The following is a 16,185-nucleotide window of genomic DNA, read 5'->3' as shown; positions in this document are numbered from 1 at the left end:
ACTTGGTATAATTTAAGCAAGAATTATTGATGCTTTATCAATAGTTTACAAAAGGATTTGAGAGATGAATCGCGGGTTTACCTTATTGGAGATGTTAATTACAATCACCGTTTTGGCCATACTTCTATCCGTTGCTGCACCAAACTTCAATACCGTAAATAACAGCGTAAAAATGCAACGCTTGGCAACAGAACTAAATGGTTTTTTAATTCAAGCTAAATCAGAGGCAGTCCTAAGAAACAGTGACTTATGGGTCCATATTTCATTTCCGAAAAAAGAAGAAAATAAAATCGGTTCATGGAATTTAGCTTTAAGAGATTCAACAAGTACTTCTGGAAATATGGTTGCCTATTTAGATGGTACCAACTTCAGCGATATCACCTTAAAACACACATATGCACATAAAAAAACAAAATTTGAAGGTATAAGAGGTAGACCAGCTTCAGGGTCATTTACTTTCTACCCAAATACAGACACAAAAAAAGTATTGAAAGTCGTTCTTTCAAACCCTCCTGGAAGAATTAAGGTTTGTTACGATAATACGAGTGGGGAGCTCTATGGATATAATTCCTGTTCATAAATACAAACAAAATGGCTCTTCACTTATTGAGCTTCTGATCGCTTCATTTATTGGGATTATTGCAATTAGTCTTGTTGGATCTATTTTTATTAATGGGCAACGTGTAGCAAAAAACCGAGGCCTAGAATTACTACTAGCTCAAAATCTAACGAGTACAATGCAAATTATAAAAAACGATATCCAAAGAGCAGGATACAACGGCACTGATGGACAGTCAGTAAAGCTATCGGCTGCGACAAATATTATAGAAATAACACCAAATAGTATTGGTTTTGTGTATCACAAAAAACTATCTGGAGCACAAAAAACTTACCAAAATGTAATATATAAATACTCACCTTCCGATAAAAAATTAAAAGTATGTGAAGAAGAAACACTCATAACAAACATAAAAAGTCTAACTACCGTTAGTAATTGCTATTCACTTTTTGATACTCAAAACATACAAGTAACTAATTTTTCAGTGTTACGTAAACCGTTAATCACAAGCTCCGCAACCTCATCAATAATTGATATTCGACTTGATACTGAACTAGTAAATATACCAACAATGAAAAAGGACTTAAGTTTCAGCGTCAAACAAAGGAATTGGCAATAATGAATATAGAGAAACAAAATGGCGCTGTTGTTTTAATAATGACATCACTCCTAATCCTTGCTGCTTTAATTTTATCTCTAGGAACTTACAAAAGTACTTTCTATCAAATAAAAAGATCACAAAATGAAGTTATTGCTAAACAAAGCAACTGGAAGGCAGAAGGTGCTATTGAGTGCCTCTTTAGCTTTATAAGTGAAAGTAAAACAGAGCCATCTCTATTATCAAAGAATAATACTTCTACTGAGTATAGTAATATGAATACTCAGTGTAATATCAATAATCCAATGGAAAGTCTTTACGCTCAACCTGTATCTTCAGCAAATTCTGCAATTACCTATCAGTTAACTTATGAACTAAATGAAAAAGAATTAATTAAAAAAAATATCATACCTAAAATTACTTATGGAAACGGAGCGATACAAGCTAGAGGTAATTTGATTATAGATGGTTCTTTAAACGTATATCCCGATGTTACAGGCCATAAAATTAATGAAAAAGATGAGTGTGTTGCCATTAAATATAGCGGATACATCGATTACAGATTTTCAGGATCAGGATTGAAAACACTTAATCCTGAAGAAAATGGGCCCTATGATGGTTATAGCGGCACCTGCCATTCAACAACACAATCAAACATTCAAACAAATTCTAAAACAGATGATTCCGCAACTTCTGGTAACTTTCTTTCTGATTATATAAAAGAAGAACACTATGACCCTTTTGAACCATTCTTCCAAAAACCTCGTTCTAAACTATCTGAAGTAAAAAATGAATACACGGTAATTAGTGGTAATAAATCAAATTGTGACAGCTCTATCGCAACCGCTTTTGCAACTAGCGATAAAGTATGGGTCGAAGGTAATTGCGATCTTGGAGATGGCCATTCATTAACATCACTAACTGATAAATCTCGAAACCTTGTTATAGAAGATGGCGTTTTCGGTGTTTACGGTGCAGTAAATTTCTATGGTTCAGTTTATCATATGTATCATCACCCAATAGGGACAGATCTTACTGACAATTGGGATGGAATGGTAAGCTCTAATACTCTAGCTACTAATGATAAGAAAACAGTCTCTCATTTCCAAGCTGGTGCTTTTATTCCTACTGGAGGACTAATATTAGATATTCCTAATTCCTCAGCATTACTTAGAGGCGCCATAGTATTTAATTATAAAAGATCTGCCCGTAAAGAAGAATACAACAATTTTACATGGCAAAAAGGATCTTGGAATGATCTATAAACAAAAAGGATTTAGCCTTCTTGAAATAATGATTTCATTTACCATTATTGGTATTGGTGCATTAGGCTTATTGAAGCTGCAAACGTTTATTGAGCTAAAATCTGAACATGCGACAAGGAGTATTGAGGCTCTATATAGTGCAGAAACTCAATTAGAAAAATTTCGTAGTCGCTCAATCTCTGGAGCAGGTGGAACTATTACTTATGATTCCATTGCTACATCGTCAAATGAAGTCACAATCAATGATATTACATATATGTTAACCTGGAACGTTGATAGCATAATTTCGGCCTCGGCAAAGCACATCACAATATCTAGTGCTTGGAACACAAGACATGGAAACCAAGAATTTGTAACCTTAGAAACCATCATATCTAAATACAACGAATTTGATTAATAGTTAATTAAACACAATAGTAGAATTTCAAACTCCGACATACATAGTCTTATGGCGGAGGGAGCCGCGAGTCTTTTCTTAAACTACAGATGGCAAAAAGCCCATACCTTTCGATATGAGCCTTCTTTAATATGGCAAGGGTGGAGAGATTAGAATTCCCAACACACGCGTTCTTATGACGGGGGAATCCACTGCTCTTTCCTCAAACTACAAATAGCAAAAAGGCTCATATCTTTCGATATGAGCCTTTTTTAATATGGCAGGGGTGGAGAGATTCGAACTCCCAACACGCGGATTTGGAATCCGCTGCTCTGCCAGTTGGAGCTACACCCCTGTAGTTATTTTAAAGACTTAACTCTGTCTATAAATAAGTGGCGGAGTGGACGGGACTCGAACCCGCGACCCCCGGCGTGACAGGCCGGTATTCTAACCAACTGAACTACCACTCCGCAGTGTCTATTCAGCATTATGCTATTACTTAAATAAAACGTGTCAGCGTTTTATTCTTTGTCTTCATCTTCTAAAAAAGATAAAAACTTAATTCAAGCCTGGCGATGTCCTACTCTCACATGGGGAGACCCCACACTACCATCGGCGCTATTACGTTTCACTTCTGAGTTCGGCATGGGATCAGGTGGGTCCATAACGCTATGGTCGCCAAGCAAATTCTTTAATTCGGAAAGCTGTATTGTGTTCTTAATCACATTCAATCTGTTTCTTGCTATCTTAAATCCGTTCAAAACCCCTTGGGTGTTGTATGGTTAAGCCTCACGGGCAATTAGTACAGGTTAGCTCAATGCCTCGCAGCACTTACACACCCTGCCTATCAACGTCGTAGTCTTCAACAACCCTTTAGGATACTTAAAGTATCAGGGATGACTCATCTCAAGGCTCGCTTCACGCTTAGATGCTTTCAGCGTTTATCGATCCCGAACTTAGCTACCGGGCAATGCTACTGGCGTAACAACCCGAACACCAGAGGTTCGTCCACTCCGGTCCTCTCGTACTAGGAGCAGCCCCTTTCAATCATCCAACGCCCACGGCAGATAGGGACCGAACTGTCTCACGACGTTCTAAACCCAGCTCGCGTACCACTTTAAATGGCGAACAGCCATACCCTTGGGACCGACTTCAGCCCCAGGATGTGATGAGCCGACATCGAGGTGCCAAACACCGCCGTCGATATGAACTCTTGGGCGGTATCAGCCTGTTATCCCCGGAGTACCTTTTATCCGTTGAGCGATGGCCCTTCCATTCAGAACCACCGGATCACTATGACCTACTTTCGTACCTGCTCGAATTGTCATTCTCGCAGTCAAGCGGGCTTATGCCATTGCACTAACCACACGATGTCCAACCGTGTTTAGCCCACCTTCGTGCTCCTCCGTTACTCTTTGGGAGGAGACCGCCCCAGTCAAACTACCCACCAGGCACTGTCCGCAACCCCGATAAGGGGCCAACGTTAGAACATCAAGCATACAAGGGTGGTATTTCAAGATTGCCTCCACAAATACTAGCGTACTTGCTTCAAAGGCTCCCACCTATCCTACACATGTAGGGTCAATGTTCAGTGCCAAGCTGTAGTAAAGGTTCACGGGGTCTTTCCGTCTAGCCGCGGGTACACTGCATCTTCACAGCGATTTCAATTTCACTGAGTCTCGGGTGGAGACAGCGTGGCCATCATTACGCCATTCGTGCAGGTCGGAACTTACCCGACAAGGAATTTCGCTACCTTAGGACCGTTATAGTTACGGCCGCCGTTTACTTGGGCTTCGATCAAGAGCTTCGACCGAAGTCTAACCCCATCAATTAACCTTCAAGCACCGGGCAGGCGTCACACCGTATACGTCATCTTACGATTTAGCACAGTGCTATGTTTTTAATAAACAGTTGCAGCCACCTGGTATCTGCGACTCCCGGCAGCTTAGAGAGCAAGTCTCATCACCGCTAGGAGCGTACCTTCTCCCGAAGTTACGGTACCATTTTGCCTAGTTCCTTCACCCGAGTTCTCTCAAGCGCCTTTATTTTTTCTACGCGACCCTTTTATCGGGGTGGGGTTCGATTTTTTATAACCAAAAGCTTAGAGGCTTTTCCTGGAAGCATGGCATCAATAGCTTCACACCCGTAGGTGCTCGACATCGTGTCTCAGCCTAACAAGAGTCCGGATTTACCTAAACTCTTAGCCTACGCACTTGAACTTGGACGACCGTCGCCAAGCCTACCTAGCCTTCTCCGTCCCCCCATCGCAATTATAAGAAGTACGGGAATATTAACCCGTTTCCCATCGACTACGCCTTTCGGCCTCGCCTTAGGGGTCGACTTACCCTGCCCCGATTAACGTTGGACAGGAACCCTTGGTCTTCCGGCGAGGGGGTTTTTCACCCCCTTTATCGTTACTCATGTCAGCATTCGCACTTCTGATACCTCCAGCATGCCTTACAGCACACCTTCAACGGCTTACAGAACGCTCCCCTACCCAGCACAATAAATTGCACTGCCGCAGCTTCGGTGTATAGCTTAGCCCCGTTACATCTTCCGCGCAGGCCGACTCGACCAGTGAGCTATTACGCTTTCTTTAAATGATGGCTGCTTCTAAGCCAACATCCTGGCTGTCTGAGCCTTCCCACATCGTTTCCCACTTAGCTATAACTTTGGGACCTTAGCTGGCGGTCTGGGTTGTTTCCCTCTCCACGACGGACGTTAGCACCCGCCGTGTGTCTCCCGGATAGTACTTACTGGTATTCGGAGTTTGCAAAGGGTTGGTAAGTCGGGATGACCCCCTAGCCTTAACAGTGCTCTACCCCCAGTAGTATTCGTCCGAGGCTCTACCTAAATAGATTTCGGGGAGAACCAGCTATCTCCAAGTTTGATTGGCCTTTCACCCCTAGCCACAAGTCATCCGCTAATTTTTCAACATTAGTCGGTTCGGTCCTCCAGTTGATGTTACTCAACCTTCAACCTGCCCATGGCTAGATCACTTGGTTTCGGGTCTATATCCAGAGACTGAACGCCCAGTTAAGACTCGGTTTCCCTACGGCTCCCCTAAACGGTTAACCTTGCCACTGAATATAAGTCGCTGACCCATTATACAAAAGGTACGCAGTCACATAACAAGTATGCTCCTACTGCTTGTACGTACACGGTTTCAGGTTCTATTTCACTCCCCTCACAGGGGTTCTTTTCGCCTTTCCCTCACGGTACTGGTTCACTATCGGTCAGTCAGTAGTATTTAGCCTTGGAGGATGGTCCCCCCATATTCAGACAGGATATCACGTGTCCCGCCTTACTCGTTTTCACTGATGATGAGATGTCGGTTACAGGGCTATCACCTTGTATCGCGCCACTTTCCAGAGGCTTCACCTGTCTCATTAACAACTTAAGGGCTAACCCAATTTCGCTCGCCGCTACTTTCGGGATCTCGGTTGATTTCTCTTCCTCGGGGTACTTAGATGTTTCAGTTCTCCCGGTTTGCTTCGCTGCGCTATGTATTCACGCAGCGATACTAGCTTATGCTAGTGGGTTTCCCCATTCAGAAATCCCAGACTCAAAAGGTTTTTACTACCTAATCTGGGCTTATCGCAAGTTAATACGTCTTTCATCGCCTCTGACTGCCAAGGCATCCACCGTGTACGCTTAGTCACTTAACCATACAACCCCAAGAGGTTTCGTATGGCATAAACAACCAAGGTTGAACTCTTCATTGAGAGTTCTGGTTTTTCGCCGGATTCAAAATACAAGAACACTTGAATGTGTTTTTAATTTGTTTATCTAAAGATAAACAAAAGATATTAAGAACTTTTAAATTTTGATTTATCTAACTCGTAAGTTAGTTAAATCAGTCAGCTTTCCAAATTGTTAAAGAGCAGATTTTCTATAACGAAAACCATTAATAATAACTTTCATTTTAAAAATGATTATTAATGGTGGAGCTATGCGGGATCGAACCGCAGACCTCTTCACTGCCAGCGAAGCGCTCTCCCAGCTGAGCTATAGCCCCACATAAAAAATCTCTTTTACTTTTTTAACCTAATCAATCTGTGTGAACACTCATAAATCGCAATCTATCGTTAAGGAGGTGATCCAGCCCCAGGTTCCCCTAGGGCTACCTTGTTACGACTTCACCCCAGTCATGAACCACAAAGTGGTGAGCGTCCTCCCCGAAAGGTTAAACTACCCACTTCTTTTGCAGCCCACTCCCATGGTGTGACGGGCGGTGTGTACAAGGCCCGGGAACGTATTCACCGTGACATTCTGATTCACGATTACTAGCGATTCCGACTTCACGGAGTCGAGTTGCAGACTCCGATCCGGACTACGACGCACTTTTTGGGATTCGCTCACTATCGCTAGCTTGCAGCCCTCTGTATGCGCCATTGTAGCACGTGTGTAGCCCTACTCGTAAGGGCCATGATGACTTGACGTCGTCCCCACCTTCCTCCGGTTTATCACCGGCAGTCTCCCTGGAGTTCCCACCATTACGTGCTGGCAAACAAGGATAAGGGTTGCGCTCGTTGCGGGACTTAACCCAACATTTCACAACACGAGCTGACGACAGCCATGCAGCACCTGTCTTACAGTTCCCGAAGGCACTAAGCTATCTCTAGCGAATTCTGTAGATGTCAAGAGTAGGTAAGGTTCTTCGCGTTGCATCGAATTAAACCACATGCTCCACCGCTTGTGCGGGCCCCCGTCAATTCATTTGAGTTTTAATCTTGCGACCGTACTCCCCAGGCGGTCTACTTAACGCGTTAGCTCCGAAAGCCACGGCTCAAGGCCACAACCTCCAAGTAGACATCGTTTACGGCGTGGACTACCAGGGTATCTAATCCTGTTTGCTCCCCACGCTTTCGCATCTGAGTGTCAGTGTCTGTCCAGGGGGCCGCCTTCGCCACTGGTATTCCTTCAGATCTCTACGCATTTCACCGCTACACCTGAAATTCTACCCCCCTCTACAGCACTCTAGTTCACCAGTTTCAAATGCGGTTCCGAGGTTGAGCCCCGGGCTTTCACATCTGACTTAATGAACCACCTGCATGCGCTTTACGCCCAGTAATTCCGATTAACGCTCGCACCCTCCGTATTACCGCGGCTGCTGGCACGGAGTTAGCCGGTGCTTCTTCTGTCGCTAACGTCAAGATGTACAGCTATTAACTGCACACCCTTCCTCACGACTGAAAGTACTTTACAACCCGAAGGCCTTCTTCATACACGCGGCATGGCTGCATCAGGCTTTCGCCCATTGTGCAATATTCCCCACTGCTGCCTCCCGTAGGAGTCTGGACCGTGTCTCAGTTCCAGTGTGGCTGACCATCCTCTCAGACCAGCTAGAGATCGTCGCCTTGGTGAGCTCTTACCCCACCAACTAGCTAATCTCACCTGGGCTAATCTTGACGCGAGAGGTCCGAAGATCCCCCTCTTTGGTCCGAAGACATTATGCGGTATTAGCTATCGTTTCCAATAGTTATCCCCCACATCAAGGCATATTCCCAGGCATTACTCACCCGTCCGCCGCTCGTCAGCAAAGTAGCAAGCTACTTTCTGTTACCGCTCGACTTGCATGTGTTAGGCCTGCCGCCAGCGTTCAATCTGAGCCATGATCAAACTCTTCAATTAAAGTTTTTTGGTTGCTCTGTCTTCTTAATTAAAAGAGGGCAGAAACAAAACCGGCTCAATGATTTATACTGATTTCTTACATAAAAATAATTTTGTGTAGTCACTCAGTTCATTGATTATTTTTGTTTGAATTCACTTCGAAAAGTAAAAGCAAACTAGTGATTATCAACTCACAAGTGCCCACACAGATTGATTTGGTTAAATTATTAAAGAGCATCTCTTATACTTTTAAAGCCTTGAGGCTTTATCGTTAAGAGGAGGGTTATAATAGCCATTTAAGTTTAAGTGTCAAGCACTTATTTAAACAAAAAATCCAAAATAACCTCACTGTACGTATGAATAAGAAATGTCTTGTACTCCGTGTCAGTGAGGGCGAATTATAGAGAGTCTTTGCTATCATGCAACTCTTTTTATAGCAAAAAAGGTTAAGTGCTCAACTTTACATCGAAGTGATTATTTTACTATCAAAAATCATCATTTTGAGTAGCAATCAGCTGACCATTTCTTACTTTTAGTTTTATTTCTTCCCCTGTCCTTAACTTACCGCTTAAAATATCTTGTGCTAGCGGATTTTCAATATAAGTTTGAATCGCTCTTTTTAATGGTCTTGCACCATATACAGGATCAAAACCAGCTTCCGATATTAACGTTAACGCTTCATTACTCACTTTTAACTGATAATCTTTTTCATTCAGTCGTTTTTCTAAACGTTGCAATTGTATTTTGGCAATACTTTTAATGTTCTCCTGTCCCAATGGATGGAAAACAACCGCTTCATCAACTCTATTTAAAAATTCAGGTCTAAAATGTTGACCAACTACATCCATGACAAGTTCTTTTATACCGCCATAATCGAGTTCACCAAAATGCTGTTGTATTTTTTCTGAACCTAAATTTGATGTCATAATTATTACTGTATTTTTAAAATCGACAGTACGTCCTTGACCATCAGTTAAACGCCCATCATCTAATACTTGTAATAATATATTAAATACATCTGGATGAGCCTTTTCAACTTCATCTAAAAGTAAAACTGAATATGGCTTACGCCTTACGGCTTCAGTTAAATACCCCCCCTCTTCATAACCTACATAGCCAGGAGGTGCGCCAACTAATCGAGCAACAGAATGCTTCTCCATAAACTCCGACATATCAATTCGGACCATTGCGTCTTCACTATCAAACATAAAATTTGCTAATGATTTACATAATTCGGTTTTCCCCACCCCCGTAGGACCCAAGAATAAAAAAGATCCAATAGGACGATTAGGATCCGATAAACCAGCTCGACTACGACGAATCGCATTTGATACCGCTTCAACCGCTTCATCTTGACCGATAACTCGATGGTGCAACATGGCTTCCATCTTTAATAGCTTATCTCTTTCTCCTTCCAACATTTTATTAACTGGTATTCCAGTTTGACGGGAAAGAACTTCAGCTATTTCAGCGTCTGTTACCTTATTCTTAAGCAAACTCATTTCTTGCATTTCAGCTTGGGCAGCTAAATCCAATTGTTTTTCTAATTCAGGAATTCGGCCATATTGTAATTCAGACATACGATTCAAATCACCGGCTCTACGAGCGATATCCATATTACTTCTTGCGATGTCCAACTCTGTTTTTATATGTTGAGTTCCAGAAAGTGCTGCTTTTTCAGCTTTCCAAATTTCTTCTAATTCAGAGTAATCTCTTTCTTTTTCTCTTAATTCTAAATTTAAAGAGTCTAAACGCTTTAAACTCGCATCATCACTTTCTTTAACTAAAGCTTGTTGTTCTATTTTTAATTGAATGATCTTACGTTCAAGTTTATCTAATGATTCTGGTTTAGAATCGATTTCCATACGAATACTAGATGCCGCTTCATCGATTAAATCAATCGCTTTATCTGGTAACTGTCTATCTGAAATATATCGATGTGATAATGTCGCAGCAGCAACTATTGCTGGATCGGTAATTTCGACATGATGATGTATCTCATAGCGTTCTTTCAAGCCACGTAATATAGCGATCGTATCTTCTACCGTTGGCTCATCAACAATAACTTTTTGAAAGCGTCGTTCTAATGCAGGATCTTTTTCTATATATTTACGGTATTCATCTAACGTTGTCGCTCCAACACAATGTAAGTCTCCTCGAGCTAACGCCGGCTTTAGCATATTCCCGGCATCCATCGACCCTTCACCTTTACCAGCACCAACCATCGTATGAACTTCATCTATAAAAAGAATAATATTACCTTCTTCTTTTGCTAATTCATTTAATACGGCTTTTAAACGCTCTTCGAATTCACCTCGAAATTTAGCTCCTGCAATTAAAGACCCAATATCTAACGAAAGAACTCTTTTATGCTTTAACCCTTCGGGTACTTCGCCATTAATAATTCGTTGAGCTAATCCTTCAACAATCGCCGTTTTACCTACACCGGGTTGACCTATAATTACAGGGTTATTCTTAGTTCTTCGTTGTAGCACTTGAATTGTTCGTCGAATTTCATCATCTCGCCCAATAACAGGATCTAATTTACCTTGCTCAGCTTGCTCAGTTAAATCGATAGTAAACTTCTCTAATGCCTGACGTTTTTCTTCAGCATTAGGATCATTTACTTTCTCACCACCACGGATCTCATCAATAGATTTTGAAATTTTAGCTTCGGTAAGACCTGACTCTTTTAATAAATGACCTAATGGGCCTTTGTCTTCAATCGCGGCAAGCATGAATATTTCAGAAGAGATATAAGTGTCTTTTCTTTTTTGTGCAATTTTGTCACACAAATTAAAAATAACCCCCATATTTGATGAAAGTTGAACATCACCACCGATACCAATTACTTTTGGGGCTTTATCTAAAATTTCCGTTAATTTTGAGCGTAATTGGGTAACATCAACATTAAGTAACGTCAATAATGGTCTTATCGTGCTACCGTTTTGATTTAGTAAAGCCACCATTAAATGAGTCGGCTCAATATATTGATGATCTTGACCTAATGCTAATGATTGAGCATCTGAAATGGCGATTTGGAATTTACTGGTAAATCGGTCTAAACGCATAACCCTCTCCTAAAGAGAAAAGCAAGTAACTATTACTTATTAAATGGGGTTTATTGTTTTAGAAATCAACTGATGGGAGTGGCAATAAAAGGGATTATTCGAACCAAATTAAGGTAGCTTGACGACCTGTCGAGCCTTCTTTTCTATAAGAGAAAAATTGATCTGTATTTGAATAGGTACAAAAGTTTGAATAGTAAATATCTTGAACACCAACACTCTGTAAACGCTGAGTTGCCAGTAAATTTAAATTCGCGAACCATTTATTTGAGTTATGGCTTGGAGTAAAAGCGTTTATAGCTTGAGGATCTTTCTCACAGAACAGTTGTTTAACTTCATCACCAACTTCAAATGCAGTAGGTCCAATCGCTGGTCCGCACCACGCAATAAGATCATTGGAAGAAAAATGCTTCACTGTATTTTCTAAAATACCATCAAGAAGACCACGCCATCCAGCATGAGCTGCAGCAACTTCGGTGCCTTCTCTATTACAAATAACAACAGGTAAGCAATCTGCTGTCATTACACAACATACTTGATTTGCTTGATTCGTATATGAGGCATCAACCAAGGGAGAATTTATCTCTTCAGAAGAAATAGGCAGGGTAATAACCATTGTTGAATGTATTTGGCTTAACCACGTTGGCGCAGTGGGTAACTGCGCCAACGTAATCAGTTTTTCACGATTTAGCACAACATCATTACTGTTATCACCAACATGATCACCTAAATTAAAACTCGTAAATGGTGCTTTAGATACACCACCAACACGAGTAGTACTAACTACGTTAATATTTTTAGGGGCTGACCACTTTGGTGATAGTATTGACATTAATACTCTTCTTCATGCAATAAACGCTCATCGTCGCGTAATGCTTGAGCTAGAGCAATAATATCGTCAGGAATTGGCGCATGGAATTCCATGACTTCACCTGTAATTGGGTGATCAAAACGTAACATCGCCGCATGCAGAGCTTGACGGTTAAAGCCACGGATCATATCAATCAATTCTTGTGACGCACCTTTAGGGATACGAGCACGGCCACCATAAGCGGTATCACCAACTAATGGATGCTGAAGAAAAGACATATGCACACGAATTTGGTGAGTACGACCGGTTTCAAGACGTAAGCGTAGACGAGTATGAATACGGAAATGCTCTGCAACACGGTAATGCGTTACTGCATCTTTACCTAATTCATGTACCGCCATTAGCGTACGTTTTTGTGGGTGACGTCCGATTGGCTTTTCAATCATGCCGCCAGCCGTCATACGACCTAATACTATCGCTTCATACTCACGAGTAATCTTACGCTTTTGAAGCGCACGCACTAAACGTGTTTGAGCGGGTACTGTTTTAGCTACTACCATTAAACCAGTAGTATCTTTATCTAGACGGTGCACGATACCTGCGCGAGGTACTTCTGCAATGCTTGGGTAATGAAACAACAATGCATTCAGTATTGTGCCATCAGGCGTACCAGCACCTGGATGTACAACAAGATCACGAGGCTTATTAATTACTAATATGTCATCATCTTCATATACGATTTCAAGCGGGATATCTTGAGCTAACCAACGCTCTTCATCTTCTAATTCCGCTTTTACTACGATTTCTTCACCGCCCATCATTTTTACACGAGCTTTAGTGATCACTTCGCCGTTAACAGAAATGCTACCCGCAAGTACCCACTCTTTGATGCGTGAACGAGAGAAATCAGAAAATAATTCAGCCGCCGCCTGATCCAAGCGTTGACCCAATTGACTGTCTTTTACTGTACTTGTTAATTCTATTTGTTGTGCCATACCGAACTTTTTTTTAAATTAGTGGTACTAATACCAAACAAATACATCATATTTGGTATCATCAACACTATAAGTGAAATAAACTATCTACCATTGTATCTGTTAACGGCACTTTTCGTAATGGATAACTTAAGTTTTTTTATTCAAGGATCATTTTCAAGCATGAAACGCTTAACACTTTCGTCATTATTAGCCGTATCTTTGCTGGTTGGTTGCTCAAGCAGTGATGATGTTATCCCTGATATCCCACCATCAGAATTATATTCTCAGGCTCAAATATCGTTACAGGCCGGTAATTGGACAAGTGCGGTTGAACGCCTTGAAGCATTGGATTCTCGCTACCCTTTTGGTGCCTACTCAGAGCAGGTTCAGCTCGATCTTATTTACGTATATTACAAAAATGATGACTTAGCTCTAGGTTTAGCCACCATTGAACGATTTAATCGATTAAACCCAACAAACCCCAAAGCGGACTGGGTGCTATACATGAGAGGATTAACTCACATGGCTCAGGATAGAAGCTTTATGCATGATCTATTTAGAGTTAATCGTTCAGATCGAGATCCTGAACCAGCACGTTCAGCCTTTAAAGATTTTAAACGCTTACTTGAGCGTTACCCTGATAGTTTATATGCAGAAGATGCTCAAACTCGTATGTTTGCGTTAAAAAATCGTTTAGCCGATTACGAATTAGCTACCGCAGACTTTTATTTGCGTAGAGAAGCATGGATTTCAGCAATTAATCGTAGTCAAGAATTACAAAGAACCTACCCAGACACTGAGGCGGCAAGAAAATCATTAACGATTATGCTTTCTGCATATAAAGAGCTAAAGCTGGATGATGCAATTCAACGTACTGAAGAATTAATCGCATTAAACCCACAATAAGCAATACGATAAAAACAAAAAAGCAGCGCTCAAACAAAGCGCTGCTTTTTTATATCAAAAGAATAGTGTTCTGTCTGTTCTCGCTAACAAAGAAGGCGAGATTAAAAATTAACCAAAGAAAACAATCAGTTGAATTCGTCCCCTAAAAACAAACATTTCTAGTAACCAACCTTTCCAATTTACCTACTTTGCTCAATTCATCAAGTTTTTTTTCAAAAAAAATCCTAAGGCCTTGCCTGAGATCACATTCATTTACCTTCCAGACAAAACACTTCAAAAAGGTGATCTAGATCACTTTAATTTTGCTGAGGATCCGTAATCTGGATACATGCCAAACGGGGCAACGAGAGGAAAATCATATGAAAGTAGAAATTACAGGCAACAACATCGACATCACTCCTGGCATCCGTGAACGTATTGAAGGGAAATTTAAAAAATTAGAAGAAAAAAGACATCTCGATATTATTGGACGTCATGCTAGCGTAACAAAACGCTCAAATGGTAAGCACAAGGTAGAAGCATACGTAACAATTGCAGGTGGTAAAGTTGCAGCCTCAGCTGAGCAAGAAGACCTATTTGGTACAATTAGAGAGATGTACCAAAAACTAGAACGCCAACTAGATAAGCTACAACATAAAAGCGAAGCTCGTCGAGCGACTCATGCTCAGGCTCCTGTAGTAGAAGAGCCAGAAGTTGAACTAGAAGACGAATATGAACAATAGTCAACTCCACGTTTTCTGAAACAGCGCTCATTTGAGCGCTGTTTTTTCTTGACGCAAACTTACCTCTTCCTTTATTGTGAATTAACTCTTAATTTACTAGGTTTGCTTATCCATGACTGACACTCACTATTCCCTTGACGATATACGTTTACGCCTTAATGATCTTGATAATGAATTATTAAAGCTATTTTCTGAACGTCGTAAACTCAGTCTAAAAGTAGCAAAAAGCAAAGTTCAAACTTCAAAGCCTGTGCGTGATTCAAAACGCGAACAGCAATTATTGGTAAAATTAATTAAAAATGGCAAAGCATTCGATTTAGATGCGCATTATATAACTCAAATTTTTCATACCATTATTGAAGATTCCGTCTTACTGCAACAAGAATACTTCCAAAATTTAGCCAATCCAGAATTAAGTCGAAAGCCGATAGCCAGGGTTGCCTATCTTGGTTCTAAAGGATCTTATTCAAACCTAGCTAGTCGTCGTTATTTTAGTAAGAAAAATACTGAATTAGCTGAATTAGGTTGTGAAAACTTTAGGGAAGTCATTAAGACTGTTGAATCAGGCCACGCTGATTACGGAGTATTACCAATTGAGAATACGAGCTCAGGCTCAATTAACGAGGTCTATGACCTACTGCAACATACCAGTTTATACATCGTTGGTGAGTTAACTCAAAAAATAGACCATTGCTTGCTAACGACTTCTGAAACGTCGTTAGAGCAAATAACAACACTCTACTCACACCCTCAACCACATCAGCAATGTAGTGAGTTTCTAAATCGTTTAGATAACGTAGAACTCATTTCTTGCTCAAGCACTGCTGATGCCATGATTATGGTCAAAGATATTAATTCACCGACGGTTGCTGCTATCGGAAACTCCGACAGTGGTAAATTATATAGCTTACAACAACTCATTACTAACATCTCAAATCAAACCGAAAATCAAACTCGATTCATTGTTGTGGCAAGAAAACCGGTTGATGTTTCGGAACAAATACCAGCGAAAACGACATTAATTATGTCTACTTCACAAGATGCAGGCTCACTTGTTGAATCTTTACTTGTTCTAAGAAAATACGGTATTAATATGACGAAATTAGAGTCTCGTCCTATCATGGGGAATCCGTGGGAAGAAATGTTTTATATTGATTTAGAAGCCCATTTAAAATCAGATGCAATGAATTCAGCCATTGAAGAACTAACGTCAATTACACAATATTTAAAAGTTCTTGGTTGCTATCCAATAGAGAATGTAACTCCGACAACTATCCCTTTAACTTAATA

At 40.9% G+C, this 16,185-nt stretch carries 10 protein-coding genes, 3 tRNA genes and 3 rRNA genes; 7 read left to right on the top strand and 9 right to left on the bottom strand.

From position 1 onward, the window contains the following. Window positions 1–64: 64 nt before the first annotated feature. Genes VSAL_RS03790 through VSAL_RS03775 form a run of 4 tightly spaced genes read left to right on the top strand, consistent with a single transcriptional unit; the run spans window position 65 to window position 2,819 of the window. Complete coding sequence (locus tag VSAL_RS03790) at window positions 65–580, top strand: GspH/FimT family pseudopilin (RefSeq protein WP_012549476.1); 516 nt, start codon at window positions 65–67, stop codon at window positions 578–580. Next, a complete protein-coding gene (locus VSAL_RS03785; protein WP_044583186.1) occupies window positions 558–1,178 on the top strand; it encodes a PilW family protein in 621 nt (206 codons plus the stop codon). The genes VSAL_RS03790 and VSAL_RS03785 overlap by 23 nt, the downstream gene beginning before the upstream one ends. Further along, window positions 1,178–2,422 carry a hypothetical protein gene (locus VSAL_RS03780; protein WP_012549474.1) on the top strand — a complete coding sequence of 415 codons (1,245 nt, stop codon included), beginning with the start codon at window positions 1,178–1,180 and terminating at the stop codon, window positions 2,420–2,422. Before VSAL_RS03785 ends, VSAL_RS03780 begins: the two co-directional genes overlap by 1 nt. Beyond that, a complete protein-coding gene (locus VSAL_RS03775) occupies window positions 2,412–2,819 on the top strand; it encodes a type IV pilus modification PilV family protein (RefSeq protein ID WP_012549473.1) in 408 nt (135 codons plus the stop codon). Before VSAL_RS03780 ends, VSAL_RS03775 begins: the two co-directional genes overlap by 11 nt. Before the next feature lie 257 nt (window positions 2,820–3,076). Here VSAL_RS03775 and VSAL_RS03770 read toward each other — a convergent pair. The 9 genes from VSAL_RS03770 to rluD form a co-directional block, all read right to left on the bottom strand. Next, window positions 3,077–3,153, bottom strand: a tRNA-Trp gene (locus VSAL_RS03770). 38 nt (window positions 3,154–3,191) lie between these two features. Continuing rightward, window positions 3,192–3,268: transfer RNA gene (locus tag VSAL_RS03765), tRNA-Asp, on the bottom strand. A 97-nt stretch (window positions 3,269–3,365) separates the two neighbouring features. Next, window positions 3,366–3,481: ribosomal RNA gene (gene rrf / locus VSAL_RS03760) — 5S ribosomal RNA — on the bottom strand. 95 nt (window positions 3,482–3,576) lie between these two features. Then, window positions 3,577–6,466 (bottom strand): 23S ribosomal RNA (locus VSAL_RS03755). Between the two features lie 274 nt (window positions 6,467–6,740). Further along, window positions 6,741–6,816, bottom strand: a tRNA-Ala gene (locus tag VSAL_RS03750). Window positions 6,817–6,887: 71 nt separating this feature from the next. Continuing rightward, window positions 6,888–8,432, bottom strand: a 16S ribosomal RNA gene (locus tag VSAL_RS03745). The 16S, 23S and 5S rRNA genes sit together here with 3 tRNA genes alongside, the layout of an rRNA operon. 464 nt (window positions 8,433–8,896) lie before the next feature. Then, window positions 8,897–11,482, bottom strand: coding sequence for an ATP-dependent chaperone ClpB (gene clpB / locus VSAL_RS03740; protein ID WP_012549472.1), 2,586 nt, complete (start codon window positions 11,480–11,482; stop codon window positions 8,897–8,899). A 94-nt stretch (window positions 11,483–11,576) separates the two neighbouring features. Next, window positions 11,577–12,311 carry a peptidoglycan editing factor PgeF gene (gene pgeF / locus VSAL_RS03735; protein ID WP_012549471.1) on the bottom strand — a complete coding sequence of 245 codons (735 nt, stop codon included), beginning with the start codon at window positions 12,309–12,311 and terminating at the stop codon, window positions 11,577–11,579. Continuing rightward, entirely contained in the window at window positions 12,311–13,285 is a 975-nt protein-coding gene (rluD, locus tag VSAL_RS03730; protein ID WP_012549470.1) for a 23S rRNA pseudouridine(1911/1915/1917) synthase RluD, read from the bottom strand. Before rluD ends, pgeF begins: the two co-directional genes overlap by 1 nt. 162 nt (window positions 13,286–13,447) lie before the next feature. On the opposite strand from rluD, the gene bamD reads away from it, so the two are divergent. The 3 genes from bamD to pheA all read left to right on the top strand — a co-directional run bounded on the left by bamD (window position 13,448) and on the right by pheA (window position 16,183). After that, on the top strand, window positions 13,448–14,173 hold the full coding sequence (bamD, locus tag VSAL_RS03725) for an outer membrane protein assembly factor BamD (RefSeq protein ID WP_026025300.1): 726 nt from the start codon (window positions 13,448–13,450) through the stop codon (window positions 14,171–14,173). 359 nt (window positions 14,174–14,532) lie between these two features. After that, on the top strand, window positions 14,533–14,895 hold the full coding sequence (gene hpf / locus VSAL_RS03720) for a ribosome hibernation-promoting factor, HPF/YfiA family (RefSeq protein WP_012549468.1): 363 nt from the start codon (window positions 14,533–14,535) through the stop codon (window positions 14,893–14,895). A 112-nt stretch (window positions 14,896–15,007) separates the two neighbouring features. Further along, on the top strand, window positions 15,008–16,183 hold the full coding sequence (gene pheA / locus VSAL_RS03715; protein ID WP_012549467.1) for a prephenate dehydratase: 1,176 nt from the start codon (window positions 15,008–15,010) through the stop codon (window positions 16,181–16,183). Window positions 16,184–16,185 lie beyond the last annotated feature (2 nt).

It is taken from the genome of Aliivibrio salmonicida LFI1238, assembly GCF_000196495.1.
Lineage (GTDB): Bacteria > Pseudomonadota > Gammaproteobacteria > Enterobacterales > Vibrionaceae > Aliivibrio > Aliivibrio salmonicida.
The sequence above is the reverse complement of the archived record's forward strand: the minus strand, read 5'-3'. Positions and strand labels throughout refer to the sequence as shown.